Source organism: Dyadobacter sp. HNCC25DJ184 (assembly GCF_056895215.1).
On sequence record NZ_JBXHAQ010000015.1, the window covers coordinates 40641 to 66754 of the forward strand.

24 protein-coding genes are annotated in these 26114 nt (G+C 43.0%); 15 read left to right on the forward strand and 9 right to left on the reverse strand.

What is annotated here, in order from left to right; genetic code table 11:
- Positions 1-83: 83 nt before the first annotated feature.
- A complete protein-coding gene (locus AC1XUD_RS20515) occupies positions 84-1187 on the reverse strand; it encodes an acyltransferase family protein (protein ID WP_483362894.1) in 1104 nt (367 codons plus the stop codon).
- A gap of 319 nt (positions 1188-1506) precedes the next feature.
- Here AC1XUD_RS20515 and AC1XUD_RS20520 point away from each other — a divergent pair, with 319 nt between their 5' ends.
- The 4 genes from AC1XUD_RS20520 to AC1XUD_RS20535 all read left to right on the forward strand — a co-directional run bounded on the left by AC1XUD_RS20520 (position 1507) and on the right by AC1XUD_RS20535 (position 7530).
- Positions 1507-4140: a family 20 glycosylhydrolase gene (locus AC1XUD_RS20520; protein WP_483362895.1), complete on the forward strand. Its 2634-nt coding sequence runs from the start codon at positions 1507-1509 to the stop codon at positions 4138-4140.
- Between the two features lie 86 nt (positions 4141-4226).
- Positions 4227-5057 carry an ROK family protein gene (locus AC1XUD_RS20525; protein ID WP_483362896.1) on the forward strand — a complete coding sequence of 277 codons (831 nt, stop codon included), beginning with the start codon at positions 4227-4229 and terminating at the stop codon, positions 5055-5057.
- A gap of 41 nt (positions 5058-5098) precedes the next feature.
- On the forward strand, positions 5099-6352 hold the full coding sequence (locus tag AC1XUD_RS20530) for an MFS transporter (RefSeq protein ID WP_483362897.1): 1254 nt from the start codon (positions 5099-5101) through the stop codon (positions 6350-6352).
- 5 nt (positions 6353-6357) lie between these two features.
- The gene (locus tag AC1XUD_RS20535) at positions 6358-7530 is read left to right on the forward strand and encodes a DNA-binding transcriptional regulator (protein ID WP_483362898.1); all 1173 of its coding nucleotides are present in this window, start codon (positions 6358-6360) and stop codon (positions 7528-7530) included.
- Positions 7531-7621: 91 nt separating this feature from the next.
- Here AC1XUD_RS20535 and AC1XUD_RS20540 read toward each other — a convergent pair whose 3' ends face one another.
- The 8 genes from AC1XUD_RS20540 to AC1XUD_RS20575 form a co-directional block, all read right to left on the reverse strand.
- Positions 7622-9661, reverse strand: coding sequence for a M13 family metallopeptidase (locus tag AC1XUD_RS20540; protein ID WP_483362899.1), 2040 nt, complete (start codon positions 9659-9661; stop codon positions 7622-7624).
- A 58-nt stretch (positions 9662-9719) separates the two neighbouring features.
- Positions 9720-11210 (reverse strand): peptide MFS transporter, encoded by a 1491-nt coding sequence (locus AC1XUD_RS20545; RefSeq protein ID WP_483362900.1) that lies wholly within the window; start codon positions 11208-11210, stop codon positions 9720-9722.
- Positions 11211-11398: 188 nt separating this feature from the next.
- Positions 11399-12028 (reverse strand): hypothetical protein, encoded by a 630-nt coding sequence (locus tag AC1XUD_RS20550; protein WP_483362901.1) that lies wholly within the window; start codon positions 12026-12028, stop codon positions 11399-11401.
- A 227-nt stretch (positions 12029-12255) separates the two neighbouring features.
- Entirely contained in the window at positions 12256-13047 is a 792-nt protein-coding gene (locus AC1XUD_RS20555) for a TPM domain-containing protein (RefSeq protein WP_483362902.1), read from the reverse strand.
- 8 nt (positions 13048-13055) lie between these two features.
- On the reverse strand, positions 13056-13496 hold the full coding sequence (locus AC1XUD_RS20560) for a TPM domain-containing protein (RefSeq protein WP_483362903.1): 441 nt from the start codon (positions 13494-13496) through the stop codon (positions 13056-13058).
- A 67-nt stretch (positions 13497-13563) separates the two neighbouring features.
- On the reverse strand, positions 13564-14145 hold the full coding sequence (locus tag AC1XUD_RS20565; protein WP_483362904.1) for a LemA family protein: 582 nt from the start codon (positions 14143-14145) through the stop codon (positions 13564-13566).
- A 143-nt stretch (positions 14146-14288) separates the two neighbouring features.
- Positions 14289-15482, reverse strand: coding sequence for a deoxyribodipyrimidine photo-lyase (locus AC1XUD_RS20570; protein WP_483362905.1), 1194 nt, complete (start codon positions 15480-15482; stop codon positions 14289-14291).
- A gap of 122 nt (positions 15483-15604) precedes the next feature.
- Positions 15605-17629: a CHU_0125 family OmpA-like outer membrane integrity protein gene (locus AC1XUD_RS20575; RefSeq protein ID WP_483362906.1), complete on the reverse strand. Its 2025-nt coding sequence runs from the start codon at positions 17627-17629 to the stop codon at positions 15605-15607.
- Between the two features lie 343 nt (positions 17630-17972).
- Between AC1XUD_RS20575 and rpsL the strand changes: the two genes are divergently transcribed.
- The 11 genes from rpsL (at position 17973) to rpsC (ending at position 26110) form a co-directional block, all read left to right on the forward strand.
- Positions 17973-18386, forward strand: coding sequence for a 30S ribosomal protein S12 (gene rpsL / locus AC1XUD_RS20580; RefSeq protein ID WP_026350530.1), 414 nt, complete (start codon positions 17973-17975; stop codon positions 18384-18386).
- 117 nt (positions 18387-18503) lie between these two features.
- Positions 18504-18971 carry a 30S ribosomal protein S7 gene (rpsG, locus tag AC1XUD_RS20585; protein WP_483362907.1) on the forward strand — a complete coding sequence of 156 codons (468 nt, stop codon included), beginning with the start codon at positions 18504-18506 and terminating at the stop codon, positions 18969-18971.
- Between the two features lie 300 nt (positions 18972-19271).
- Complete coding sequence (fusA, locus tag AC1XUD_RS20590) at positions 19272-21392, forward strand: elongation factor G (RefSeq protein WP_483362908.1); 2121 nt, start codon at positions 19272-19274, stop codon at positions 21390-21392.
- A 137-nt stretch (positions 21393-21529) separates the two neighbouring features.
- The gene (gene rpsJ / locus AC1XUD_RS20595; RefSeq protein ID WP_025764310.1) at positions 21530-21835 is read left to right on the forward strand and encodes a 30S ribosomal protein S10; all 306 of its coding nucleotides are present in this window, start codon (positions 21530-21532) and stop codon (positions 21833-21835) included.
- A 305-nt stretch (positions 21836-22140) separates the two neighbouring features.
- A complete protein-coding gene (gene rplC, locus AC1XUD_RS20600; RefSeq protein WP_483362909.1) occupies positions 22141-22761 on the forward strand; it encodes a 50S ribosomal protein L3 in 621 nt (206 codons plus the stop codon).
- Positions 22762-22766: 5 nt separating this feature from the next.
- Positions 22767-23396: a 50S ribosomal protein L4 gene (gene rplD, locus AC1XUD_RS20605; RefSeq protein WP_483362910.1), complete on the forward strand. Its 630-nt coding sequence runs from the start codon at positions 22767-22769 to the stop codon at positions 23394-23396.
- A gap of 2 nt (positions 23397-23398) precedes the next feature.
- On the forward strand, positions 23399-23686 hold the full coding sequence (gene rplW, locus AC1XUD_RS20610; RefSeq protein ID WP_149640522.1) for a 50S ribosomal protein L23: 288 nt from the start codon (positions 23399-23401) through the stop codon (positions 23684-23686).
- Positions 23687-23726: 40 nt separating this feature from the next.
- Positions 23727-24551 carry a 50S ribosomal protein L2 gene (rplB, locus tag AC1XUD_RS20615; RefSeq protein WP_483362911.1) on the forward strand — a complete coding sequence of 275 codons (825 nt, stop codon included), beginning with the start codon at positions 23727-23729 and terminating at the stop codon, positions 24549-24551.
- Between the two features lie 9 nt (positions 24552-24560).
- Complete coding sequence (gene rpsS / locus AC1XUD_RS20620) at positions 24561-24839, forward strand: 30S ribosomal protein S19 (RefSeq protein ID WP_483362912.1); 279 nt, start codon at positions 24561-24563, stop codon at positions 24837-24839.
- A 55-nt stretch (positions 24840-24894) separates the two neighbouring features.
- Positions 24895-25275 (forward strand): 50S ribosomal protein L22, encoded by a 381-nt coding sequence (gene rplV / locus AC1XUD_RS20625; protein WP_483362913.1) that lies wholly within the window; start codon positions 24895-24897, stop codon positions 25273-25275.
- A 19-nt stretch (positions 25276-25294) separates the two neighbouring features.
- Complete coding sequence (gene rpsC, locus AC1XUD_RS20630; RefSeq protein WP_483362914.1) at positions 25295-26110, forward strand: 30S ribosomal protein S3; 816 nt, start codon at positions 25295-25297, stop codon at positions 26108-26110.
- The last annotated feature ends 4 nt before the right edge of the window (positions 26111-26114 follow it).

The window sequence follows — 26114 nt, forward strand, 5'->3', positions numbered from 1 at the left end:
ATGTTGTTTATCATCAAGGAGTTAACAAGGATTCAGGTGCTTTTTTAATGTCCCTCAATTTCTTAATGGTTCAAAAAATGAGCTTACAACTTGATGAATATCTTTCGCTTATAAAGCACATATGCCGGAATAAAATTGATACATACAAATAGTAGCGCATATATCAGACTGGCCAATTGTGGTTGCATTCCTGCCTGGCTCAGTGTTGTTACAAAATGATGATTAAGTGTTTCTCCTCCGAAGTCAGCGATGTAAAAAATCAGCGCCCATATATCAGCTAAAACATATACCGTGATGGCATTGGCCCCGAATATAATCCCCGGCTTCGTACCTTTTTTACGGCCTAGAATATCAATGAGAAAATAGGTTGCCCCGAAAATCAGACATGCAAAACCCGACGTCACCAACACAAAGGAGCTCGTCCACAAGTTTTCATTGGTCGGAAAGACAAGGTTCCAGAAATATCCTGTCGCGGCGGATATTATACCTGCTACCATAAGGTAATTCGCCTTTTCGTTAGGCGTGAAGTTGGTCATCATTAACCTACCGGCTAGCATACCAGTGATGCATGTAACAAAAGAGGGGAACGTACTGAGAATACCCTCCGGGTCCCAATTGCCCTGCCACATTTTCCCCGGCAGATATTGCTGATCCACCCACGCTGCGATATTGATGCCCGGTTCGATCACAACTTTGCCTATTCCTGGAATTGGAATACAATTCAAAACGAGATAATAGGCAATTAGTATGACCGAGCCAATTATTGCTTGTTGTCGCCAATTGCTATTCAAAAAAAGGATTGAGCAAACTAAAAAAACGATAGCGATTCGGTGGAGCGTGCCGGTATATCTGAGGTCTGAAAAATTGAAGTCGGGCAGCATATTCAAAAACATGCCCACCGCAAATATCTTCAAAGACCGGAAAATGATCTTTTTATATACCTCACCTTTTTTTTCTGAGCTTTGAGCTCTTTTGGAATAGGCAAACACAATAGAAACACCCACTATATAGAGAAAAAACGGCGCGATCAGATCCGTGAGCGTTAGCCCGTTCCATTTTGTGTGGCGCAACGTGGGATATACAAAATCCTCGCTTCCCGGGAAGTTAACAATAATCATGGCTGCGATGGTGAAGCCGCGCATGGCGTCCAGCGAAGTAAGTCTTGAAAATGAGCGTTGCTCTGTCATATTGCGGAGTTTTTATTAATACGGTGAGGGTAATCGATTGGACTACTTGTCTTTAAAAAGGTAATTATCTCAGTGGACTGTGTTTCCACGTGACCTTTAAATTGCATAAACAGGCACTTGAAGACTCTGGGTAATCTTTGGAAACGGGCCGGGGTTTGGATATTGGTGTGCGTCTAGTGAAGATATGGATGGAAGGAATGAAGTAAACTAAATTGTTCAAGACTGATCTGCCCACGATTGAGGAACTCTTCTTCATGAAGTTATTTTTAAAGTAGTATTATTATCTCTTAATAGAGTATTATCCAAAATCGATCGATATATGTGTATAAATTTTCGCTTAAAAAGCACCGGTTTGTTTCATTTTTCCAATACATTCTGTTTGGCGATGATCCTGTTTTCAATGTTATTGACAGGTTGCAGTCAATCCGGAAAAATGTCGGAAGATGAGGTTGGAAAGATTGGTATTTCATGGAAATTAATTACCAATTTCAGGGAACAGCCGGGAAGTTTTGAGGCAAAATTTACCATCAGAAATGGCAGCAATAAGACACTGGACGGGCAAAACTGGGCATTGTTTTTCAATATGTCGCCCCGGCCGATTTTAACCAATAAAGATACTCAACCTGCTGTGGTCGAGCATATTAATGGAGATTGGTACAAACTGGTGCCTGGAAAGGATTTTAATCTGGTCTCCGGCGATTCGGTAACAGTCCTTTACCGGGGGACGGAAGGGATCATTAAGGAAACGGATGCACCGCTGGGGTTGTACTTTGTTTTCTATGATAAAGAAGGAAAGGAGGAAGATATTGTTCAGGTCTCAAATTACGCCATTGAGCCGTTTACGACCAAAGAACAAATTTTGAGAGGAACAATGGATTTGAAATCCGTCCCGACACCCGACACCCGCTACCATGATAATATCGCTTTTTCGAGCCTGAAACCAGACGAGCTATTGAAAATTATTCCGACTCCGGTGAAGCTTACTGTAGGAAAAGGTACATATAATCTGGACGGACAAAGCCCGATCCGATATGAGGCGGGATTGGAGAAAGAGGCGGCATATCTTTCTGAAAAGATGAAAGAAATTACGGGAAGCGCGTTTACAACCGAGAAATTGAGTGGTGAACCGACGAGTGGAATTGTGTTAAGAAAGGCTCCGATGGTGATCAATGGATCAAGCAAGGAGGCATATAAGTTGAGTGTTAAATACAATATGATCAACGTAACGGGTAGCGATGCAGCTGGCGTATTTTACGGTATTCAGAGTATTCTACAGTTGATTCCGCTGGAGGCATATCAAAAACATGCACGCTCGTTTGAACTTCCGCTTGTTGAAGTAGAGGACGCACCAAGGTTTGTTTTCCGGAGTTTGCACTTGGATGTTGCAAGAAATTTCCAGACCAAGGAATCCGTTAAGCGCGTAATAGATCTGTTGGCAAGCTATAAAGTCAATCACCTGCTACTATATACAACGGAAGATGAAGGTTTCCGTATTGAAATCAATGGTTTACCGGAATTGACTTCTGTAGGAGCCCAACGCCAGCACGTTTCCGGTATGAATGCACCGGCACTTCAGCCTGGATATGGATCAGGACCGGTGGCTTACGATAAAACAAAACATGGCAGCGGATACTATACGCGGGAAGATTTTATTGAAATACTGAAATATGCCAACGACCGGCATATGAAGATAATCCCTGAACTCAATTTCCCAGGTCATGCGTTGGCGGCGATCAAATCAATGGAGGCTCGATATGAGCGTTTGATGAAAGAAGGAAAAGAGAAGGAAGCGAATGAATATCGTTTGATCGATCCGGACGACAAGTCGGTATATCTTTCCGCACAGGCATATAAAAATAATGTCGTGGACGTATCGAGAGAGTCGGTTTACCATTTCTTTGAAAAGGTGGTGGACGAAATGGCTTTGATGTATAAGGAAGCCGGTTTGAAGATGGATACCTTTCATACAGGTGGCGATGAAGTGGCGGAAGGTGCTTGGACAAAATCTCCAATGGCTCAAAAGCTCATCAGCGAGCATCCTGAATTAAAATCAGCCAGAGATTTGCAGACTTATTTCTTCCGAAGACTATTGCCAAGATTGGAAAAGAGAAATCTGAAAGTTCACGGATGGGAAGAGGTTGCGTTGACCAAAACAGTGGACGGTAAATATCTGGTAAATCCTGAATTTCTTGGTCGTAATGTCATTCCTTATGTTTGGAATAATGTTTACGATGTGGATCTTGGAAACCGTCTGGCCAATGCAGGTTATCAGGTTGTGTTGTGTAACGTTACCAATTTCTATTTTGACATGTCGTACAACAACGATCCGAAAGAGCCGGGGTTGTATTGGGCAGGGTTCGTTGACACCCGCGATAACTGGACATTTGCGCCGTATAATATGTTCGTTACCACCGAGGAAACTTCGATGGGCAAGCCGATGAAGCAGGAGTTTGTGGGTAAACAAAAACTAAAACCTGAAGCAAGAAAGAATATACTAGGTATAGAATCGCAGCTCTGGAGCGAAACGATCAAAGGGCGTGATATGATGGAATATTCGGTATTGCCAAAACTTTTGGGTTTTGCAGAAAGTGCCTGGTCGCCTGAACGTGATTGGGAGATGATCCCAAATGATGCACAACGTAAAAAGCTGATTTTTGCCGGCTGGAATCAGTTTGCAAACACAATTGGTCAAAAGAATATCCCGAAACTGAGCTATCTGAATGGCGGATATAACTACCGCCTTCCGATGCCGGGGGCGATCGTTGAAGGTGGTATGTTAAAGGCTAACGTGGAGTTGCCGGGCTTGGATATTCGATATACGCATGACGGAACGGAGCCTACGGCAACGTCACCAGTATATACTGCGGCAGTAAAAGTGTCGGGAACTATTAAACTCAAATCGTTTGACAAGGCAGGTAGGTATAGCAGAACCAGTGAGTTAAAAGCACCTTAATCTTTCCAAATTTCCTGAACATGTATTAACAGCTTCAAAAAAGCTGACCAGAATTATTGTGCCTGAACTGTACTCAATATTGAAAAATGAAAATAGGCGTTGACATTGGTGGCACCAATATGCGTGCGGGAATTGAGCTCGGAGGTGCTATTTTGCATCAACATAGAACCCGGCTGACCAACAAGGATTCTCTCCCTCAAACGTTGCAACAGTTGTTTGATCTGATCCGGCCGCTGGTTAAATATCCGGTCGAGGGGATCGGTATTGGCGTCCCTTCGGTGGTTGACGTTCAAAAAGGTATTGTTTATAATGCGGTCAACATTCCTTCATGGGAAGAAGTGGCACTTCGGGATATCCTCGAAACCGAATTTAAACTGCCTGTTTCGGTCAACAACGATGTAAATTGTTTTATCTTGGGAGAGCATCGTTTCGGTTTAGCTCAAAAATTTAGCTCAGCGATTGGTATCACACTTGGAACGGGACTGGGAACTGGTATCATCGTGAACAATAGATTGTACGAAGGGAATAACTGTGGGGCTGGGGAGATAGGCATGCTTCCCTATCGTGATTCAGATATGGAGGGTTATGTCTCGAACCGGTTTTTTGAGCACTATTATCAGATCGACGCATTTCAGGCATATGAGCTTGCGCGTGAAGAAGATACCCGGGCATTGCTAGCATGGGAAGAATATGGGAAACACCTGGCGGCGGTTATAAAAGCGATCATGTATACTTATGATCCTGAGGCCATTGTTTTGGGTGGATCCATCGCCAAAGCAAGTGGCTTTTTCCGAAAAAGTATGTTAGAAAATTTAAAAGATTTTGCCTATCCCGAGTCGTTAAAACGGCTGACCATTTTAAATTCTCATGACGAGAATATAGCACTTTTGGGTGCATCCGCATTGTTGAATTTTTAATGAAGCGTCGAATATCAGATTTGCCTAATGTTATTTAAATCATGAAAAGAAGTCCCTTCCTTGTCTTTCTAATACTGATCATCTTTTTCGTTATCTCGTTTTTGACCAATATTCTCGGACCTATCATTCCGGATATTGTGACCAGTTTTGACCTCAGTATTGGTTTAGCGGGTTTCCTTCCATTTTCATTTTTTGTGGCATATGGTGTCATGTCGATTCCGGCGGGGGTTATGGTGGAGAAATATGGTGAAAAGAGAATTCTGATATGGGCTTTTCTTTTTGCGTTTGTCGGAGCGATATTATTCGCTGTTTTTCCGCAATTCTCGGTGGCGTTGTCCTCCCTTTTTCTGATTGGGGTTGGGATGTCCATGTTGCAGGTGGTGATCAATCCGCTTTTGAGAGTTGCGGGAGGTGAAGAGAAATTTGCTTTTAATTCAGTTTTGGGACAGCTTTTTTTTGGTGCGGCCTCGTTTTTAAGTCCATTGTTATATAGCTATCTGGTATTGCATGTTCATTCCGAAAGTTCTGATTTTCTGATCAATATCCTGAACGGGCTGGTTCCGGAAAGCTTGAAGTGGGTTTCACTATATTGGGTTTTTGCCGTTATATCGTTGCTCATGGTGGTGGTTATATCGGCTATTCGATTTCCAAAAGTTGAGTTAAAAGAAGATGAGAAAATGGATTTGGGCACTGCTTTTGGAGAATTAACGCGCAACCGATATGTATGGCTTTTCTTTTTGGGCATATTCGCTTACGTCGGAACCGAGCAGGGGATAGCCAATTGGATATCTAAGTTCCTGCAAATATATCATGGTGTTGATCCTGCTGTCGAAGGGGCTTCCGTTATTTCCAATTTCTGGGGTTTGCTCACTGTTGGCTGTTTTTTAGGATTGATATTGCTTAAACTTTTAGATAGTCGTAAGGTGTTGATATTCTTTACGATAGGGGCCGTGGCATCTCTTTTGTCAGCTCTTTTTGGTTCGAAGGAAATGGCTATTTTGGCATTCCCTTTAACAGGCTTTTTTGCCTCTGTAATGTACTCCGTCATATTCTCCTTAGCTTTAAATTCAGTTCCAAATCACCACGGTACTTTTTCAGGTATATTATGTGCGGGAATTGCGGGCGGGGCAGTGGTTCCGCTCATTATCGGTGGACTGGCAGAATTAGTTGACTTACGGTTAGCTATGTTGTTTTTGCTGGTAACGCTAGGGTATATACTGAGTATCGGGATATGGGCAAAACCATTGATCAGTAACAAAACCGTCGGTAGCTTTAAGGAGCTGATCAGTTCGTAGTTATCATGTACAAAATCATCCTTCTTCTCGACTTCGCGGAGGAATATAGCAAGAACCTCATGAAAGGGATCAACGCTTATTCCAAGGAGTATGGGCCGTGGGTTTTTTGCAGACTTCCATTGTTCCATCGTGAAACAAAAGGGATTGACGGCATTTTGAAATGGGCGCAGGATTGGGGAGCAGACGGTATCATTGGGCAGCTTTATAATGATATCGAAATACGAAAGATCGTGGAAGCAGGTATCCCCCTGATTGCTCAGGATTTTAAAGAACGATTTGCGGAAATACCTAATATCACTGGCGCATATCGGGAAACCGGGAAGCTGGGCGCGGAGTATTTTTTGAAAAAGGGTTTTACCAATTTCGCCTTTTATGGTTTTAGGGATATTGTCTGGTCGCGAGAAAGGGCTGAAGGATTTGAGGAAAGAATCAAGATAGCCGGGCAGAAGGTGCACTATTTTGAACACAAAAAAGCAAGATCCAGCGAGCTTTGGTTTTACAAACCCAGTTCTCTGAGTCGTTGGTTAAAGGCGCTGCCCAAACCGATAGCGCTAATGTCCTGCGATGACAATCAGGGGCAGCATATCACAGAAGCTTGCCGACATGTTGGTATTCGAATACCAGAGGAAGTTGCTGTGTTGGGTGTGGATAATGATGAAATGATATGCGACCTTTCCGATCCGCCGCTGTCGAGTATCGCATTGGATACGGAAAAAGGTGGATATGAGTCAGCCAAGTTGCTCGATAAAATGATCCGGAACGGTGTCCATAATTTTTACGATATCATGGTGGAGCCCCTGCAGGTAATCACGCGGCAGTCGACAGATATCTACGCCACGAACGATCACCATATAGCTTCATCTTTAAAGTATATACACCAGAATATCGATAAAAATCTGAACGTAGAAGACGTGGTAAAGCAGGTGCCATTATCGAGAAGGGCACTGGAAAAGCGTTTTCTGGAAATTACAGGGTATCCGGTTTATAAGTATATTTTCAATCTGAGAATCGAAAAATTTACTCAAAAACTGATTGATACGGATATGTCAGTATTTGAAATTGCGCTGGATATGGGCCTGACCGATAGCAAAAACATAGCCCGCCAATTCCGACAGGTAAAAGGCTGCAGCCCCAGCGAATACCGAAACAAGTATGTGAAAGTTAATAACGTTGGATAATTTTCTGTTAACCATTAAGAAATTAAGGATCATTAAGATGCACAGGGTTAGCTACCTAATTTTTCTTAATTCCTTAATGGTTCAAAAAATACTACCAAATAACCACCCTGGCCGAATCGGCCAATACCATCTTACTTCCGGCTCCACAGCCAAAAGCGGCTTGAAACTCTTTTAACTGCGGTAATGCTCCGTTGATTCTATAACGATCCGGCGAGTGAGGATCGGTTTGTACCTGATTACGCTTCGCTTCGTCCGTCGAATTTGCATGCCATACTTGCGCCCATCCAATGAAGAATCGTTGTTGCCAGTTAAATCCATCAATCAAAGCTGGCTCTGGTTTGCCTTCCAGCGATTTTTTCAGTGCGTTATATGCCAACGTCAATCCACCCAGGTCAGCAATGTTTTCACCGATTGTCAAAGCTCCATTGATTTTGAACCCTGGTAATACTTCTATTCCACTAAAATAAGAGATATATCGGTTTGCCAGTTTGTCAAAATTTTCACGGTCGCTCTTAGACCACCAGTTTTTCAGGTTGCCTTCAGCATCAAACTGCGAACCCTGGTCATCAAAGCCGTGGGTGAATTCATGGCCGATTACCGCAATGATACCACCATAATTGATCGCATCATCTGCATTGCTGTTATAGAACGGAGGTTGAAGGATACCTGCAGGAAATACCACCTCATTGTTCAACGGATTGTAATAAGCATTGACCGTTTGGGGCGTCATTCCCCATTCCGACTTGTCTACCGGCTTTCCAATTTTTTCAACAGCTTCCTTATGATCGTAAAGAGAAGCCGAAATCACATTTTCAAACAGCTTGTCGCTGGCAATATCAATCGTCGAATAGTCCTTCCATTTGTCCGGATAACCGATTTTGTAGGTAAAGGCTTTCAATTTCTTATGGGCCATTACTTTTGTCGAATCGCTCATCCAGGTGAGCTTGTCGATGCGTTCGCCATATACCTTTCTGACGTTCTCGATCATTTCAGAGACCTTTTTTTTGTCATCCTCCGTGAAATATTTCTGTGCAAACAGTTTTCCCAAAGGCATGCCCAAAAGACGATCTGTTGAGCGTATAGCCCTTTCAGTTCTTGGTCTCTGTTGTTTTGTTCCATGCATTATGGTACTGAAAAATTTGAAATTTTCCTGGTCAAATTTTTTCGGCAGATATCCAGCAAATGTCGAGAGAGTCTGCCATTTGGAATACATTTTTAACGTTTCCAGCGGAGTCGCTTTGAGGAGCTTGCTAAGGTTTTGCAGATATGCTTTGTTTTGGACGATTAGTGTATCACTTTTGATGTCCTGTTTTTTTGCGAACGCAGCAAGGTCAAAGTCTGGAATCAACTTGACAGCTTCTCCGAAGCCCATTTTATTATAGGTCTTCACAGGGTCGCGAAGCTCTACGTTTGTTAACTGGAGTTTGGCCACCTTCGTTTCAAGATCAAGTATGGTCTTGCCAGCATTTTGATATGGCAATTTTGCCATTGCCATCATCTGATCGATATGTTTAACCAGCTCGGTTCTGACTTTCACAGTACTTGAATCCTGACGCTCGTAGTAGCTTTTTTCTCCGAGACTTAGACCGTCCTGCCCTTCATAAAGTGCATTTGCCTTACTGTTTCTGAGATCAGCATCAACACCAAAACCCAGGAGGGTCGATACCCCGACTTTTTGTAGCTCACCGGTAACCGCGGCATAATCCGCCAGCGTCTTAATCGCATCTATCTTGTCAAAATAAGGCTTCAATGGTTCGAGAGCTCTTTTTTCAATGGTAGCGGTATCCAGAAACGAGCGATAGTAATCGCCGATTTGCTGCCCTTCTGAGCCTTTCGAGAGCTCTTTTTTCGCAGTTATTTCATCGATGATGCTTTTAATTCGAACCTCTTTGTTTTGCTTGTCTAATATTCCGAAAGCTCCCCAATCGCTTTCGGTCGGTGGAATCGGATTTTTCTTTTTCCAGCCGCCGTTTATGTAGTTATCGAAATCATCACAGGCCTTGAACGAGGAATCGAGCGACGTGATATCGAATCCCGGAATTTTCTCGCCGGACGATTCTTTTTCTTTTGAACAGGAAACCAAAAGGGTTAAAAATGCAGGGATGAGGTAAATGCCAATCGTTCGTTTCATGGATATTGACTAAGATTTAGTTAAAAAAATAGCCACGCGGTAAGGCGTGGCCGAAATGTTATGATATGCCTCCCATCCAGTTTCTGACCGGTTTCCAGAATACAAGGAGTAATAATCCGAAGCCACCGGCAAACATGGTTACCTGGTTAAACAAGGCAGGCATTTGCTGAACGTTATTTTCGTCGAAGTTACCGGCAAAAAGTCCGGCGATAAGATTGCCTAAAGAAGCTGCAACAAACCATATTCCCATCAACTGGCTAACATACCTTTTCGGAGCAAGTTTGGTATATGTACTTAATCCAACCGGGCTAAGGCATAATTCTCCGATGGTATGGAAGAAATAGGTAAAAGTTAGGAAAAGAGGAGAAGCAAGTTGTCCGGTCACAGCGACTTTTGCCGCCATTTCCATAATAAAGAAACCTACTCCTAATAATATCAGTCCCAATGCAAATTTGATGGGAGTCGGCGGATTGAGTTTTTTGGAAGAAAGGAATATCCAAAGGCTCGCCATCACTGGCGCGAAGATCAATATGAAAGAACCGTTGAAGTTCTGGAACCAGCTAGACGGCATCTCCCAGGTTCCGAAAGTCCGTTGCGTGTGCCTTTCTGCAAATATCTGTAACGAAGATCCAGCCTGCTCGAAGCCGGCCCAGAAAAGAGCCGCGGCTATGAAAAAGACGATCAATACTAAAACTCGTTTTTTCTCAACGGGAGTTAAGCCTCCAGCTGCAAGTATGAACAAAAAGTAGAAAGCAGATACAGTAACGATAATCACACCGGCACCCTGAGCGAGGCCGGTTGCTGTTGTCATATCAAGCGTCCCGGTAAGCTGGAGAATTGCTAAAAATGCAACCAGAAGGGCAACAAGAGCATAGCCCATTTTCTGGTCTCTTCCCGACTTCGCAACAGATTCGGCTGTCACCTCTTTCTGAGCCGGAACATCACCATATCCTTTCAGGTATTTCAGGCTTCCGAATTTGAATACAATTAACCCCAATAACATCCCAACGGCAGCTGCGCCAAAGCCCATATGCCAGTTGATTTTTTGTCCGAGATATCCAACGATGGTAATTCCAAGTACAGAACCCAGGTTGATACCTATATAGAAGATAGAAAAAGCAGCATCTCTGCGGGCCCCGCCTTCGGGATACAATTCCCCAACGATTGAGCTAATGTTTGGTTTTAGCAAACCTGTTCCGATAGCCACGGTAGCCAGCCCTAAAAAAAAGATAGTGGTGCCGGCGGGAAAGGCAAGGATAATATGCCCGAGCATAATAATAATACCGCCATACCAGATCGATTTTTTTTGCCCGAGAATATTATCGGCAATCCAGCCACCCGGTAGTGAAAGCAGGTATACCGACGAAGTGTAAAGTCCGTATATCGCGGCTCCTTCGGAAGCACTTAATCCCATTCCACCTCTGACATTGTCCAGAAGGAAAAGAAGAAGAATAGCCCGCATACCATAATAGCTGAAACGTTCCCACATTTCCGCAAAAAATAGTATGAAAAGCCCGGGAGGGTGTTTTTGGGATATTTGCTCTGACATTGAAAAGGGAAGTGTTAGGATTGAAAATTATTGTTGAGTGAGAATTTAATCACGCAATATATGAATTAAGATGAAATATCGGTTGAATAGCACCAGCGGTCGTTAACAGAAATAAAAAAGCCCTATGAAAAGAAGCATCACAGGGCTTGAAACTTGAAATTATTTTAGGTTGTATCCATTGAGAGGGCTTATTTCCCCTTTCCGTGCCCAGGTTTTCCTGGACGGAATGCAGGTTTTTCCAGTTCCTTATTAAACGATCCGTCGGAGTTGAAAAGCAGTACTTTGGCCTTCCCGTCAATGACAATTTCTACAAAATATTCGCCGTCCGCATTCGTGCCCGCCTGCTTTGTTTCCGCACCAGCATAATTGGTACTGATATAAGTCGTGATTGCCGCTGGTAGCGCAGTGACTTCAACTTTTGTGATTTTCGCTTTTTTGGCGTGACGAGCCAGTTCCTGCTGAAAAGTACCGTCTGCATTGAATAAAAGTCCTTTTGCAGTGCCGTCTGCCAAAGTAATAGCAACAATCACTTGACCATTTGCATCCATGGCTGCATACTGCACGGTTGATCCAGGGTAGGTGGTTGAAATGTAGGTAGAGATTGTCGAAGACAAATCCGCAACTGCTACTTCCGTCAATTTCCCTTTACACTTAGTCGTCGTGACCGAGTCTAGTGTTGCGGAGTACCTTGCCGCCGCAGAGGTTATATCCTCATACGCCGCGGTTTCATCAGTTGGGGTCATACTGGAATCGTTCTGCTGGCAACCAATCAACCATAGCCCGGCGCCGGCCATTAACATCATAATTAACTTTTTCATTCTTCTGACAATTTAGTGGATTTTGTATAGCCTTTAATCCACATTACGCCGACTTTAAAACCACTGTTGCAGAAAAGAATTGTATTTGAGAACTCATCTAAATCAGGTGTGTAGCTTCCACCCGCACCAAATGCAAAAAGCGCCTTAAGCTTTGCTTATGACGCTTTTGAGGTATTTTAAATGATAACATTTGCATCGGAATGACTCAGATCCCAAAGGCTGACAAGTTAATAACCACCACTAGCACCACCACCACCAAAACTGCCGCCTCCGAACCCTCCGAAGCCGCCACCGCCTCCTCCTCCCCAGCCTCCTCCGCCCCAACTTCCGGACGAGCTGCCACGACTTGAGTGCGTAGTATATGGCCAGATGATCGGTCCACCGCCCATATTTCCCCAGCCGCTTCCACCGCCACCACCGCGATTGTTGCGGTTCAGTACAATAATGACAATGAAAACAATGAAAATGATCACAAAAAGTATGATTGGAAAACCGCTACCTCCACGGTCATTTTTATCAGACGGCTCAGCTTTATATTCTCCTTTGGCATAAAGAAACAAGGCGTCGACACCACGGTCAAGACCTCGATAAAACATCCCATTTTTGAAGTCAGGGGTGATTACCTGTGATATGATTCTCTTGGCAATCGCATCTGGTATAGCTCCTTCCATACCGTAACCAGTGCTTATGTTGATTTTCCGATCCGTAGAAGCCCACAGTACTACGATTCCATTATTCTTTCCTTTCTCGCCAACGCCCCAGTCCCTGCCAATTTTTAAAGCATAGTCCTCAATTGGATAATCACCGGTAGTTGGTACAATGACAATCGTAATTTGTGAGGATGTCGAATCACTGTACGCTACCAGTTTTTGTTCCAACTGAGCAATTTCTGTTGCATTTAATTGATTGGCGAAATCATTAACCAAGCGGGGAGGAGTTGGGCGGGCAGGTATATCCTGCGCCATCAAGCCTGCGAGCGTAACGAGAAATAGAAAACAACTAGCGAAGTATTTTTTCATGATAATTTTCATCCAAACGAGATATCGTCCGGGAGTTCGTTGATATCGTCTTCGTTGTAAGGGAAGTGATTTTTTAATTGTATTCCAGCCTCACTTATTCCAGCCCGAAAGCCTTCCACAAACTCACTTTTGGAAAAATACCCTCTCATTAAATCCTTGGTACTGTTCCAGAAATCGTCGGTGACCTTCTCGTGAATGCCCTGGTCGCCCAAGACAGCAAACTTTCGATCTTCATGCGCCAGATAAAAGAGGACACCGTTACGATCTTTGGTTTGGTGCAGATTCAGCAACCCAAACACTTCTTTGGCTCTTTCCATCACATCGTCGGTGCTGCATTTTGCCTCGACATGCACTTTAATTTCGCCTGATGTTTGTTTCTCAGCCTGCTGGATTGCATTGACGATGATCTTCTGCTCCGTTTCGCTAAAAAAAGTTTCTTCAACTGCCATAGTTTCTCAATCTTGGGAAATAGAGAATGCAGGCCGGAATTGACCTGCATTAACGAAAAATATCAGATTAAAACTGTACAGAAGGTGCTTTTTCAGAACCTGCTGTCGCAGTAAAGTAGCCTTTTTGAGCAAACCCGAAAACACCTGCAAACAGATTAGTCGGGAAGGTTCTCACCTCTTGGTTATAGTCTTTTACGACTGTATTGAAGTCGTTACGGGCTACGGTGATTCTGTTTTCTGTCCCTTCCAGCTGCGCCTGAAGGTCAAGGAAGTTTTGGTTCGCTTTCAGATCAGGGTATCTTTCAACAGAAACCAATAGGCGGGAAAGTGCTCCACTCAATTGATCCTGAGCTCCCTGAAACTTGGCAATATTCTCAGGAGTGAGCGCATCCGCGCTGATCGTTGTTTGAGTCGCTTTTGAGCGGGCTTCAATTACGCTGGTCAATGTTGATTTTTCAAAATCTGCTGCGCCTTTTACCGTATTTACAAGATTAGGTATTAAATCGGCCCTGCGTTGGTATTGGCTTTCGACTTTCGCCCATGATTCTTTCACGACTTCGTCTTTGCTTACCAATCCGTTGTATTTACCGCACCCAACGAAACCGAGTATGAGCACAACCGCAATGATGGCAATTAATCCTTTTGACATTTCTTTCTGTATTTAGTTAGTGAATTCGTTTCAAAGCTATCCAAATCTAGTGATATCTATGTGAAATTCTACACAATCGGCAGAGTTTGCGTACAATGCCATGTTTAACTTATATGAAGGGAATTGAGCAGCAAATCACGGAATCAATCAAATCCGACCTGCGCAACACCATTCCATCTTCCCCAACTGATTGCGACGTCGTAGTCGAGCAGCAAGCTTTCAAAATACATGGCACCCCAAACCCAATTGATATCCAGATCATTTACAAGGTAGCGTGCAGCCAGATATCGTTCCTCAAGTTTGATATGCCCTGTTTTCTTCAATTTTTCAATAATGGAATTGATTTCCTCATTTGGGGTATTGCCATCCATCCACAGCTTAAACGTGGCAATATTGTTTTGCCATACCTTTTGAAAACGATGTTGAATGCCACCGGGTTTGAAGAATCGTGGTCCGAAACGAAGCAGGTTAAAGTGAGCATAGTCGCGATAGTGCAGGCTGTCGATGGTTGACTGCTTCTCAGCAGTAGTGTCAGGGAGTTCCAGCAATTTAAAATATACCTGTCGGGGAGATATACATCCCAACGCAAGCCAGGTAGATAAGTTCGAGTCGACTAAGGAGTCGCCGGAAGATATATAGGAGCCGTTTTTTAGTTCTGAAACAATAGTGTCAAGTTCTTTTCGTGCGGCCTCTTCCCCAAAATCAGAAGAAATGGCATAATATTTACGATCGGGAATTTCGTTGGGGTCGATGCCAAGGGCTGGCAGGGTTGGGAGCGGGCCTGCTTCGTATCGATCAGGTGATGATAGAGACCGAATATCGACGAGATTAGTCTTGATAATCCTGATATCCCTGACGGTATTATAATATGTCTGAAAATTGCCGGGAAGCTTGGCGATTGGAAAAGGAAGCGAAGCAATATTGAGCAAAGTATCCATCCAAATCAGCTTGAAATCAATATTGGCTACTTTTAGATGCTTGCTCAGCGAAGATTCAATATAGGTTTCCTTCGGTCCGATTTTCTTGCTTGCGTATATATAGTCAGCCTGAAATTCTTGTGCCATTTCAGCGATGATCGTTTCCGGTTCCCCTATCCTGATCAAGAGTTCGCCACCCTTTTTTCTTATACTTTCCCTTAAAGCACCAACTGCATTTACCAGCATATGTGCTCTTAGAGCGCCCGTTCTGCGAAAACCTAAGCGTGTTTGTTCAAACTGTCTTACGTCGAAAACAAACACCGAAACAACTTCTTGGGAATCTTGATATGCTTGATTAAAAGCTTCGTTTCCTTCCAATCTCAGGTCGTTACGAAACCAGTAAATGATGCGCTTGGCCATTACTTCTTTTACTTATTATGATCTTAAATGAGGTGCAAACATACGAAATATTGTGGCGCACAAATAAAAGAAGCCTGTCAGCGACAATGAACTGACAGGCTTCCAACAGGTTTTAAGCTAGGTTAGTAGCTCAAAATTGTAAATTCTGTACGACGGTTTTTCTGGTGTTCTTCTTCAGTTTTTGCGTTCTCAATGATCAGCTCCCGCTCACCATATCCCTTCGCAATCATTCGGTCAGCTTCTATACCTCTAGAAATCAGGAAATTTACGGCAGACTCCGCCCTGTTCTGGGATAACGTCATATTATATGAGTCAGAAGCCCGTGCATCGGTGTGTGAGCTTAGCTCAATATTCAATGTTGGATTATCCTTCATGATTTGAACCAGTTTCTCAAGTTCAATAGCCGCATCTGGCCTGATATTGTATTTGTTCAAATCGTAGTAAATATTTTCAAGAACAAACGTCTTGTTAAGCTCCAGTTTATCCAGCTTGATATTGACAGTAAAAGTGGTATCTGTTGAAAGCTTGGTCAGGAATATTGGAGGAACGCTTTTACCTACCATTGTAAATGGTTGACGAATGCTGATATATCCTTTTCGGGTAACGAATAAAATGTAAGATTGACCTTCTTCCACAGTTTGTTTGCCAAAGTATCCTTTTTTATCAGTAACAAGGTTTGTAATTTCCGTTTCAGAAGTATCTGGAAGAACGTGAACAACTGCTGAATCTAAAGGTATCTCCGGTGTAACGTTTTCCGTAACTGTTCCGGCCAGGAAGTATCGGATCACTTTTGGCTTTCCGTCAATATACTTCGGGTTGTTCGGATTTAAAGGATCGTTTGGATCGGTATGTTTCGCAACGGTCGTGGTGTCTTCTTCAACCGGCAATGTGAAGTAATAGATGTCATCATCACCCTTGCCACCCTGGCGATTGGAAGAGAAAAAGCCGTTTTGGCCTTCTTCATAAAAAATAAGCCCGAAATCATCCTGAGGACTGTTGAAAGGTAGTCCAAGATTTTCGATACTAATAACGCCTTGCGAACGAGTTGCAACAAAAAGATCCAGCTTGCCTAATCCAGGATGGCCGTCTGATGAAAAATACAATTTCCCGTTTGAAGCAACATATGGAAACATATCGTCGCCGGCGGTATTGATATCCTTACCCATATTCACCGGTTTGCTGAAACGGCCGGAGGCGTCGATATTGGTTCGGTACAAATCGATCCCACCAACTCCGCCTGCACGGTTGGATGCGAAGTATAATGTTTTTCCATCACGAGAATATGCAGGAGACCCGTCCCAGGATAACGAATCATTGATAGGGAGAATCGCCGGTGGTGTCCATTGCCCGTTAATATTCTTGCTAATATATAAGTCGACATCGGCAGCACCGTTCTTCTTTCCGGTATTTCCGCGCGCGAAAATCAGGCTTTTGCCGTCAGGCGAAAATGTGGGTGAACCTTCGTTAGCGTCTTCTGCGAAAATGTCATTATTGAAAAGTATTGGAGTTCCCTGTGTCGCGGAAGGATCTTCGGCCAATGGAAGCTTGTAAAGTCCTAGCATGGCCTGCCCGTTATTTTTATATACTTTCTCCTTTTTGGAGGCAGAAAAGACAAGTTCTTTACCTGTTACGGCCGGAGAGAATTCAGCACCGGCTGTGTTGAAACCAAGATCTTTGATTTGAACGTCCATTTTAGGCGCTTTCAGGCGATCGGTAATTTTCAATATTTCTATTTCGCGTAACGCTCTTTCCTGTAGGTTTTTTGGAGCAGTCTCAGACTTGGCGAATGCTGAAAATTGAGTAGCGGCTTCGGCATATTGGCCGTCACTTTTCAAGGCATATGCATATTGAAATTGCGCCTGAGGATCGGTAACACCTTCCTCTAGTGCTTTTTTATAAAATGGAAGTGCTTCTTTAAATCGGTTAGATAGTCGATACGATTCGGCAATGTAATAGCTGGTTTTAGTCGGTTCATAATTGGCTTCTGCCGCCTTTTCAAAACCTTTGATGGCTAGATCGTACTCACCATTATCATATTTTTTTACACCGTCTTTATAGGCCTGCATGGCTGAGTTGCATCCATAAAGTAAAGCGGAAAAGGCCAGAAAGTAAAGGAATAGGGTAAAGTTACTTCGCAATATTCTCATAATTTGAAAGTATATGATCTAAGGACGCTTGATGTACCGGATGGGTTTGAAATTCAACACTAATAAACAACGATTATTAATAAAATTTCTGGATGTGAGTTACAAATTATTTTTGAAGCTAACAAAGTCGCGAGGATTTGCATTGACAAAGTGTGAAAAACAGATCGTGGTTTAATGCCCTTTTTGCTGATCCCGGCATGTCTTTCCTTTATTTAACGAAAAATAATGAACTAACATTTTGTAAATCAATACTACTATGCTAATTTTGCAGTCCGATTTTTCGGGAAAACTGTTTGTAAAACAATCGACTGGTTAGCTAACCAAGTCAAAATCAATTTGTTAAATGCCAACTATTTCACAATTAGTACGTAAAGGTAGAGAGACCATTACATGGAAATCAAAGTCACCGGCTTTGGATTCCTGCCCTCAGCGTAGGGGCGTGTGTACTCGTGTGTACACCACAACGCCAAAAAAACCGAACTCAGCACTTCGTAAAGTAGCGCGTGTTCGTCTTTCCAACAACAAGGAAGTAAATGCTTACATCCCTGGAGAAGGGCACAACTTGCAAGAGCACTCGATCGTGTTGATCCGTGGTGGTCGTGTGAAAGATTTGCCAGGTGTTCGTTACCACATCATCCGTGGTGCATTGGATACAGCAGGTGTTAACGGACGTAAACAACGTCGTTCTAAATATGGCGCTAAGCGTCCTAAGCCAGGACAAGCTCCGGCAGCACCAGTAAAAGGTAAGAAAAAATAATAAAGTAACTCTCTCTGCTTTTATTAAATTGTAAGTCTAATAAAAGGGAAGTAATCTCGGAGAACTCCGGGGTGAATAAGTTGCAAAACGAAACCTCGTTAAAACTAAGTATCAAAAATGAGAAAGTCCAAACCAAAGAAAAGATATATCCTGCCTGATCCAAAGTTCAGGGATGTACAGGTTACTAAATTTGTTAACAACCTGATGCTTGCAGGTAAGAAAAGCATCGCATTTACTATTTTCTACGACGCGTTGGAGTTGGTTGAGAAAAAAACCAGCGAAAGCGGTCTTGAAACTTGGAAGAAAGCACTTATCAACGTAACTCCTTCCGTAGAGGTTAAGAGCCGTCGTGTTGGTGGAGCTACTTTCCAGGTTCCTACTGAAGTTCGTCCGGAGCGTAAGCAATCACTAGGTATGAAATGGTTGATCAGCTATGCACGTAAGCGCGGTGAAAAAACGATGATGGATCGTTTGGCTGGCGAAATTATCGCTGCTGCTAAAGGTGAAGGTGCTGCTGTGAAGAAAAAGGATGACACGCACCGTATGGCGGATGCGAACAAAGCATTCTCGCACTTCAGATTCTAGTAGAAATTTAGAATACTATATAAAATCGGATACTGCACTTGTGTGGTATCCGATTTTTTTGCGCTAAGAGTAAAATATTCCGAAGTGGTTTTGTCTACATAATTGTAGATCAAGTGGTTGATTTTTTTGTGATCTGCCCAAAATCCTAAAAAAATAAATCTCGCGCCATTGTTTTTATAGTCAACATTTTATACTTTTGCGCTCTGAATTTTTGGAAACATTGGAATGTCCAATCTCTGCAGATTCATATTTGCTCTAAGCATTGCACATCGAATATAAAATAACACATCACCATTTGTCATGGCACGTGATCTAAGATTAACAAGAAACATTGGTATTGCTGCGCACATTGATGCCGGTAAAACAACTACTACAGAGCGTATTCTGTATTATGCAGGGGTTAGCCACAAAATTGGAGAAGTACACGACGGTGCTGCTACAATGGACTGGATGGAGCAGGAGCAGGAGCGTGGTATTACCATTACATCTGCAGCAACAACTGTTGGTTGGAAATATCGTGACGAGAACTACCATATTAACATTATCGATACACCGGGTCACGTTGACTTTACCGTTGAGGTAAACCGTTCCCTTCGTGTACTGGATGGTTTGGTGTTCCTTTTCAGTGCTGTTGACGGTGTTGAGCCTCAGTCAGAAACAAACTGGCGTTTGGCTAACAATTATAATGTAGCACGTATTGGTTTCGTAAATAAAATGGACCGTTCTGGTGCAGACTTTCTGAAAGTTTGTACTCAGGTGAAAGAAATGTTGGGCAGCTACGCTGTACCTCTTCAATTGCCGATCGGTGCTGAAGATACTTTCCGCGGTGTTGTTGACTTGGTTAACTTCCGTGGAATCGAATGGAATGAGGCTGATAAAGGTATGACCTTTACTGAGGTGCCTATTCCTGACGATATGCTTGAAGAAGCAACAGAATGGAGAGAGAAATTGCTTGAAGCAGTTGCTGAATTCGATGATTCTTTGATGGAAAAGTATTTCGAAGATCCTAACTCAATCTCAGAGGATGAAATTCTTGCTGCATTGCGCGCTGCAACTATCAGCATGAAGATCGTTCCTATGGTTTGCGGTTCTTCATTCAAAAACAAAGGTGTTCAGACCATGTTGGATTACGTGATGGCTATCTTGCCTTCACCTCTTGACCGTGAAAGCATTATCGGAACAGATCCTCGTACTGGTAACGAAATTAGCCGTCAACCCTCCGAGAAAGATCCTTTCTGTGCACTTGCATTTAAAATCGCAACTGACCCTTATGTAGGACGTCTTTGCTTTATCAGATCTTACTCTGGTGTATTGGATTCTGGTTCTTATGTATTGAACAACCGTTCAGGAAACAAAGAGCGTATTTCCCGTATTTTCCAAATGCACGCTAACAAGCAAAATCAAATTGATAAGCTTGAGGCAGGTGATATTGGAGCGGTAGTAGGTTTCAAAGATATTAAGACTGGTGATACACTTTCTGACGAAAAATCACCAATCGTATTGGAATCAATGGTATTCCCTGAGCCGGTAATTGGTTATGCAATCGAACCTAAGAAGGCTGCAGATAGCGATAACTTCTCTAAGGCTATTACCAAGTTGATCGAAGAAGATCCGACTCTTCAAGTTGAAAGTAACGAAGAGACTGGTCAGACGATCATCAAAGGTATGGGTGAGCTTCACCTTGAAATCATCATTGACCGTATGCGTCGTGAGTTCAAAGTGGAAGTAAACCAGGGAGCTCCTCAGGTGGCTTATAAAGAGATTCTTACTAAGAACTATGAGCACCGCGAGGTATATAAGAAACAAACGGGTGGTCGTGGTAAATTCGCCGATATCGTATTCGAAATCGGACCACGTGATGACAACGAAGAAGGAAAAGAACCAAAAACTGGTCTTCAATTTGTGAACGAAGTTGTGGGTGGTGCTATTCCTCGTGAATTTATCGCTCCGGTTCAAAAAGGATTTGAGGCTTCTATGTCGAACGGTGCTTTGGCAGGATATCCTTTGGATTCGATGAAAGTGCGTTTGTTCCACGGATCATTCCACGATGTCGATTCAGATTCTCTATCTTTTGAATTGGCTGCTAAATTAGGTTTCAAAGAGTCGGCTCGCCATGCGGGTTCAAAATTGATGGAACCAATTATGCACGTTGAAGTTCTTACTCCTGATGAGTACACTGGACCTATCACAGGTGACTTGAACCGTCGTCGTGGTATCATGAGAGGTATGGACACACGTAATGGTGCACAGGTTATCAAGTGTGATGTTCCTTTGTCTGAGCTTTTCGGATATGTTACTGACCTTCGTACTATGTCATCAGGACGCGCAACAGCATCGTTGACTTTCGCTTACTACGAGATCGTTCCTAACAACATCGCGGAAACGGTAATCGAAAAGGCAAAAGGATTGGTTAAAGCGTAAATGAATTGATCGGTTATCGTGTCAAAACGGTGACCGATCATTTTTATATAGAAGCCAGTGAAGTAAATGGTTCTTTCACTGGTGGGTTGCCGAAGCGATTTCTGGCAAGTTTTTCAGAACCACAATAAAAAAAGATCATGAATCAAAAAATCCGTATCAAACTTCGGTCATTTGACCACAATCTGGTTGACAAGTCAGCTGAAAAGATTGTAAAGGCAGTTAAGGCTACAGGAGCGGTCGTGAGTGGCCCAATTCCATTGCCAACTAAAAAGGAAAAGTTCACAGTTTTGCGTTCTCCGCACGTTAACAAAAAATCTCGTGAGCAATTTCAACTTTGTACTTACAAACGTTTGGTAGATATCTTCTCTACAAGTGCAAAGACGGTTGACGCGCTAATGAAACTTGAATTGCCAAGTGGCGTTGATGTTGAGATTAAAGTATAGTGATTATAACAGGTTTTGGTCCTGTTAAAGAGTAACTGATCGATCCGTCGATCGCCGACATAATTTGGATGAAGGTCCTGTATTGGAAACCACATCTGAGCTCAAACCAGAAAACTGAAAGTAGATCAAATCGAAATTCAGAATGATGGTTACAAACTGAGGTCAGATGTATAAACATCTGACCTTTTTTGCTGATTATCAAGGATAAATAGGAAATGCTGCTTGGATACATGAAATTGATTTTCTACCTTTGCAGTCCGTTTTAAAGAATAAGGGTTTTACCTGCTAAATTTAAATTAATTTACATGTCTGGTTTAATTGGTAAAAAAATCGGAATGACTAGTTTGTACAATGCTGACGGGCAGGCTCTGGCATGTACTGTAATTCAAGCTGGTCCTTGTGTTGTTACACAAGTTAGGTCCGAAGAGAAGGATGGCTATAAAGCTATCCAGTTAGGTTTTGGAGAGAAAAAAGAGAAAAACTCGACCCAGCCTATGATTGGCCATTTCAAAAAGGCGAGCACAACTCCCAAACAAAAGGTAGTTGAGTTCAAAGAATTTGAAGTGGAGCATGAACTTGGAACGTCACTTTCAGTTCAGGATATTTTCCAAGAGGGAGATTATGTTGATGTGGTTGGTTCTGCAAAAGGTCGTGGTTTTCAAGGTGTTGTAAAACGCCATGGTTTCGCCGGTGTCGGTGGCCAGACCCACGGTCAGCACAACCGTGCTCGTCACCCAGGTTCGATTGGAGCTTGTTCCTTCCCATCTCGTGTATTTAAAGGTATTCGTATGGGTGGACGCATGGGTAATAACCGCGTAAAGATTCAGAATTTGCGTATTCTGAAATTGATACCTGAGCAAAACTTGCTAGTAGTAAGTGGTTCAGTACCGGGAGCAAAGAATTCATTTCTAATCATTGAGAAATAGTACCGATGGAACTATCCGTATTTAATATAAAGGGAGAAGATACCGGCAAGAAGGTAACAGTGTCAGAAGAAATTTTTGGCATCGAACCTAACACGCATGCGATCTATCTCGATGTGAAACTGTACTTGGCCAATCAGCGTCAGGGTACGCACAAATCGAAAGAACGTGCTGAGATCAATCACTCAACACGTAAGATTAAAAAACAAAAAGGAACTGGTGGAGCTCGTGCTGGTAGCATTAAGTCTCCTGTGTTCGTAGGTGGAGGTAGAATATTCGGACCAAGACCACGTGACTACGGTTTTAAAATTAATAAGAAAGTAAAAGTGTTGGCTCGTATTTCAGCACTGTCTGTAAAAGCTAAGTCTGACGCAATCTCGATTTTGGAATCATTCACTTTCGATGCGCCGAAAACTAAGTCTTATCTTAATGTATTGAGTTCACTTTCATTGTCGAACAAAAAGACATTATTGATTCTGCCAGCTGTTGACAGCAATGTTTATCTGTCCAGTCGTAACATCCCTAAAACAAAGGTAACTACGGTTGATTCAGTTAATACTTACGACCTGATGAATGCGGATCGTCTTTTGATAAGTGAATCTGCTCTGTCTATTTTGGAAACCCAATTGAACAAATAATCATGAGTGTACTGAAACGTCCGATCATAACCGAAAAGGTAACGGCTCAGGGTGGTCAAGGTAAATATGCCTTCGAAGTTTCCCTTACTGCAAATAAGGTTGAAATTAAGAAAGCTATTGAAAAACTGTTCGGGGTAACCGTAGAAAGCGTTCACACAATGCGCAGCATTGGTAAAAGCAAATCCCGCACTTCGGGAGGTAAATTTGTAAGTGGAAAAACATCAACTATCAAGAAGGCTATCGTAACAGTAGCGGAAGGCGAGATCATCGATATCTACGGTGAAGCATAAAATAGTTGATTGATTCAAATCTTTGACGAGTTAATAGCAAATGGCAGTTAAAAAATTAAAACCGACAAGTGCTGGTCAGCGTTTCCGCTCGGCTCCTGCTTTTGAGGAGATAACAGCGGCGAAACCTGAAAAGAGTCTTCTGGAAACCATCAAGAGAACTGGTGGTCGTAATAGCCAGGGACATCGTACCATGCGCCATATTGGTGGAGGACATAAAAGAAGATATCGTGTAATTGATTTCAAAAGAAATCGTTTCGATGCACCCGCCACCGTTCTTACAATAGAATACGATCCGAACCGTTCAGCTCGCATTGCGCTGGTACAGTATGAGGATGAAGAAAAAAGATACATCATTGCGCCAAACGCATTGAAAGTAGGACAGGTTATCGTTTCAGGTGCTACTGTTGCACCGGAAGTTGGAAACGCTCTTCCGCTTGGTTCTATGCCGATTGGTACAATTGTACATAATATTGAGCTTACACCTGGTAAAGGTGGTCAGTTTGCGAGAAGTGCTGGTGCCTATGCACAGTTAGTTGCTCGTGAAGGTAAGTATGCGGTTCTTAAAATGCCTTCTGGCGAGATGAGAATGATCCTTTCTACCTGTATCGCTACAGTTGGAACAGTATCCAATTCAAGTCACATGAACGTATCACTTGGAAAGGCAGGTCGTAAACGCTGGTTAGGACGTCGTCCCCGCGTTCGTGGTGTTGCTATGAACCCAGTGGATCACCCTATGGGTGGTGGTGAGGGCCGGTCATCCGGTGGTCAGCCTCGTTCAAGAAATGGCCAGTTTGCAAAAGGTCTTAAGACTCGTGACCGCAACAAGCATTCTGAGAAATTGATTATCAGCCGTCGTAAAAAATAATAAGGAAACATGGCACGCTCATTAAAAAAAGGACCTTATATCGATTTTCGTCTTGAGATTAAAGTAGAAGCAATGAATAACGCTTCACGGAAGTCAGTAATCAAGACATGGTCACGCCGCTCAATGATTTCTCCGGATTTCATAGGGCACACTTTCGCAGTTCACAATGGTAACAAGTTTATACCAGTGTATGTAACTGAAAACATGGTTGGTCACAAGCTTGGTGAATTTTCACCTACTCGTAACTTCCGTGGACACACGGCGAAAAAAGATAAAGGAAGAAAATAATTAGTCGACGATAGCTGGTTTATATCAAAGTAAACGAGCCTATATCTGAAAGAACATGGAAGCAAGAGCTATATTAAGAAATGTGCCTACTTCTCCTCGCAAGATGAGACTAGTAGCCGACATGATTCGCGGACAAAAGGTCAGCAAAGCGTTGGCGCTATTAAAATTTCAGCCAAGAGCTTCTTCACCTGTTTTGCACAAAGTTTTACTTTCAGCTGTTGCCAACTGGCAGCAATTGAATGAGGACGCGAAACTTGAAGATGCGGATCTAGTTGTAAAAACCGTATTTATTGACGGTGGACGTATGTTGAAGCGTTTGCGCCCTGCGCCCCAAGGACGGGCTCACAGAATCCGTAAGCGTAGCAATCATATCACAATCGTGATAGATGACGAAGCGGCAGCAAGCGCAGTAAATACAGTAATCACCGAATCATAAGTAAAACGATCTATATCGAATGGGACAAAAGGTTAATCCTATAGGTCTGAGACTAGGAATTGTTAGAGGATGGGAGTCTAGCTGGTACGGAGGAAAGGACTTCTCTGACAAATTAGTTGAAGACGAAAAAATCCGTAACTACATTAAGGCACGTATCCCTAAGGGATCTATCTCTAAGGTAGTTATTGAACGTACATTGAAGCGCATTACTTTGACTATTCACACTGCTCGTCCGGGTATTGTGATAGGTAAAGGTGGTAGCGAGGTAGATAAAATCAAAGAAGAGCTTAAAAAGATCACAGGTAAAGACGTACAGATCAACATTTATGAGATCAAACGTCCTGAGATCGATGCGAAATTGGTAGGCGAAGCAATCGCTCAGCAACTTCAGGCTCGTATTTCTTACCGTCGTGCAATGAAGCAAGCAATTGCATCTGCAATGCGTGTAGGAACGCAAGGAATCAAAGTTCGTCTTGGTGGTCGTTTGGGAGGTGCTGAAATGGCACGTACTGAAGAATACAAAGAAGGAAGAATTCCTCTACATACTTTGAGAGCAGATATTGATTATGCAATATCAGAAGCACAAACTATCTATGGTAAAATAGGTATCAAAGTGTGGATCTTCAAAGGCGAATTGTATGGCAAGCGTGATTTGACTCCAAGCGCAGCAACAGCAGCATCTGAAAGAAATGACAGAGCATCTGACAGAGGCGGAAACGACCGCGGCGGAAGAGGTGGAGATAGAAGAGGTGGACGTGGAAACGATCGCCCAGAGGGAGCAGGCGGAGCCGGTGATGCTGATCGTCGCAAGAGAAATAAAAATAAGAAGAAGTAATCAG

Excerpts from the sequence above, each read along its gene's own strand:
- AC1XUD_RS20515 (WP_483362894.1), bottom strand. The coding sequence starts at position 1,187 with ATGACAGAGCAACGCTCATTTTCAAGACTTACTTCGCTGGACGCCATG.
- AC1XUD_RS20520 (WP_483362895.1), top strand. The coding sequence starts at position 1,507 with ATGTGTATAAATTTTCGCTTAAAAAGCACCGGTTTGTTTCATTTTTCC.
- AC1XUD_RS20525 (WP_483362896.1), top strand. The coding sequence starts at position 4,227 with ATGAAAATAGGCGTTGACATTGGTGGCACCAATATGCGTGCGGGAATT.
- AC1XUD_RS20530 (WP_483362897.1), top strand. The coding sequence starts at position 5,099 with ATGAAAAGAAGTCCCTTCCTTGTCTTTCTAATACTGATCATCTTTTTC.
- AC1XUD_RS20535 (WP_483362898.1), top strand. The coding sequence starts at position 6,358 with ATGTACAAAATCATCCTTCTTCTCGACTTCGCGGAGGAATATAGCAAG.
- AC1XUD_RS20540 (WP_483362899.1), bottom strand. The coding sequence starts at position 9,661 with ATGAAACGAACGATTGGCATTTACCTCATCCCTGCATTTTTAACCCTT.
- AC1XUD_RS20545 (WP_483362900.1), bottom strand. The coding sequence starts at position 11,210 with ATGTCAGAGCAAATATCCCAAAAACACCCTCCCGGGCTTTTCATACTA.
- AC1XUD_RS20550 (WP_483362901.1), bottom strand. The coding sequence starts at position 12,028 with ATGAAAAAGTTAATTATGATGTTAATGGCCGGCGCCGGGCTATGGTTG.
- AC1XUD_RS20555 (WP_483362902.1), bottom strand. The coding sequence starts at position 13,047 with ATGAAAAAATACTTCGCTAGTTGTTTTCTATTTCTCGTTACGCTCGCA.
- AC1XUD_RS20560 (WP_483362903.1), bottom strand. The coding sequence starts at position 13,496 with ATGGCAGTTGAAGAAACTTTTTTTAGCGAAACGGAGCAGAAGATCATC.
- AC1XUD_RS20565 (WP_483362904.1), bottom strand. The coding sequence starts at position 14,145 with ATGTCAAAAGGATTAATTGCCATCATTGCGGTTGTGCTCATACTCGGT.
- AC1XUD_RS20570 (WP_483362905.1), bottom strand. The coding sequence starts at position 15,482 with ATGGCCAAGCGCATCATTTACTGGTTTCGTAACGACCTGAGATTGGAA.
- AC1XUD_RS20575 (WP_483362906.1), bottom strand. The coding sequence starts at position 17,629 with ATGAGAATATTGCGAAGTAACTTTACCCTATTCCTTTACTTTCTGGCC.
- rpsL (WP_026350530.1), top strand. The coding sequence starts at position 17,973 with ATGCCAACTATTTCACAATTAGTACGTAAAGGTAGAGAGACCATTACA.
- rpsG (WP_483362907.1), top strand. The coding sequence starts at position 18,504 with ATGAGAAAGTCCAAACCAAAGAAAAGATATATCCTGCCTGATCCAAAG.
- fusA (WP_483362908.1), top strand. The coding sequence starts at position 19,272 with ATGGCACGTGATCTAAGATTAACAAGAAACATTGGTATTGCTGCGCAC.
- rpsJ (WP_025764310.1), top strand. The coding sequence starts at position 21,530 with ATGAATCAAAAAATCCGTATCAAACTTCGGTCATTTGACCACAATCTG.
- rplC (WP_483362909.1), top strand. The coding sequence starts at position 22,141 with ATGTCTGGTTTAATTGGTAAAAAAATCGGAATGACTAGTTTGTACAAT.
- rplD (WP_483362910.1), top strand. The coding sequence starts at position 22,767 with ATGGAACTATCCGTATTTAATATAAAGGGAGAAGATACCGGCAAGAAG.
- rplW (WP_149640522.1), top strand. The coding sequence starts at position 23,399 with ATGAGTGTACTGAAACGTCCGATCATAACCGAAAAGGTAACGGCTCAG.
- rplB (WP_483362911.1), top strand. The coding sequence starts at position 23,727 with ATGGCAGTTAAAAAATTAAAACCGACAAGTGCTGGTCAGCGTTTCCGC.
- rpsS (WP_483362912.1), top strand. The coding sequence starts at position 24,561 with ATGGCACGCTCATTAAAAAAAGGACCTTATATCGATTTTCGTCTTGAG.
- rplV (WP_483362913.1), top strand. The coding sequence starts at position 24,895 with ATGGAAGCAAGAGCTATATTAAGAAATGTGCCTACTTCTCCTCGCAAG.
- rpsC (WP_483362914.1), top strand. The coding sequence starts at position 25,295 with ATGGGACAAAAGGTTAATCCTATAGGTCTGAGACTAGGAATTGTTAGA.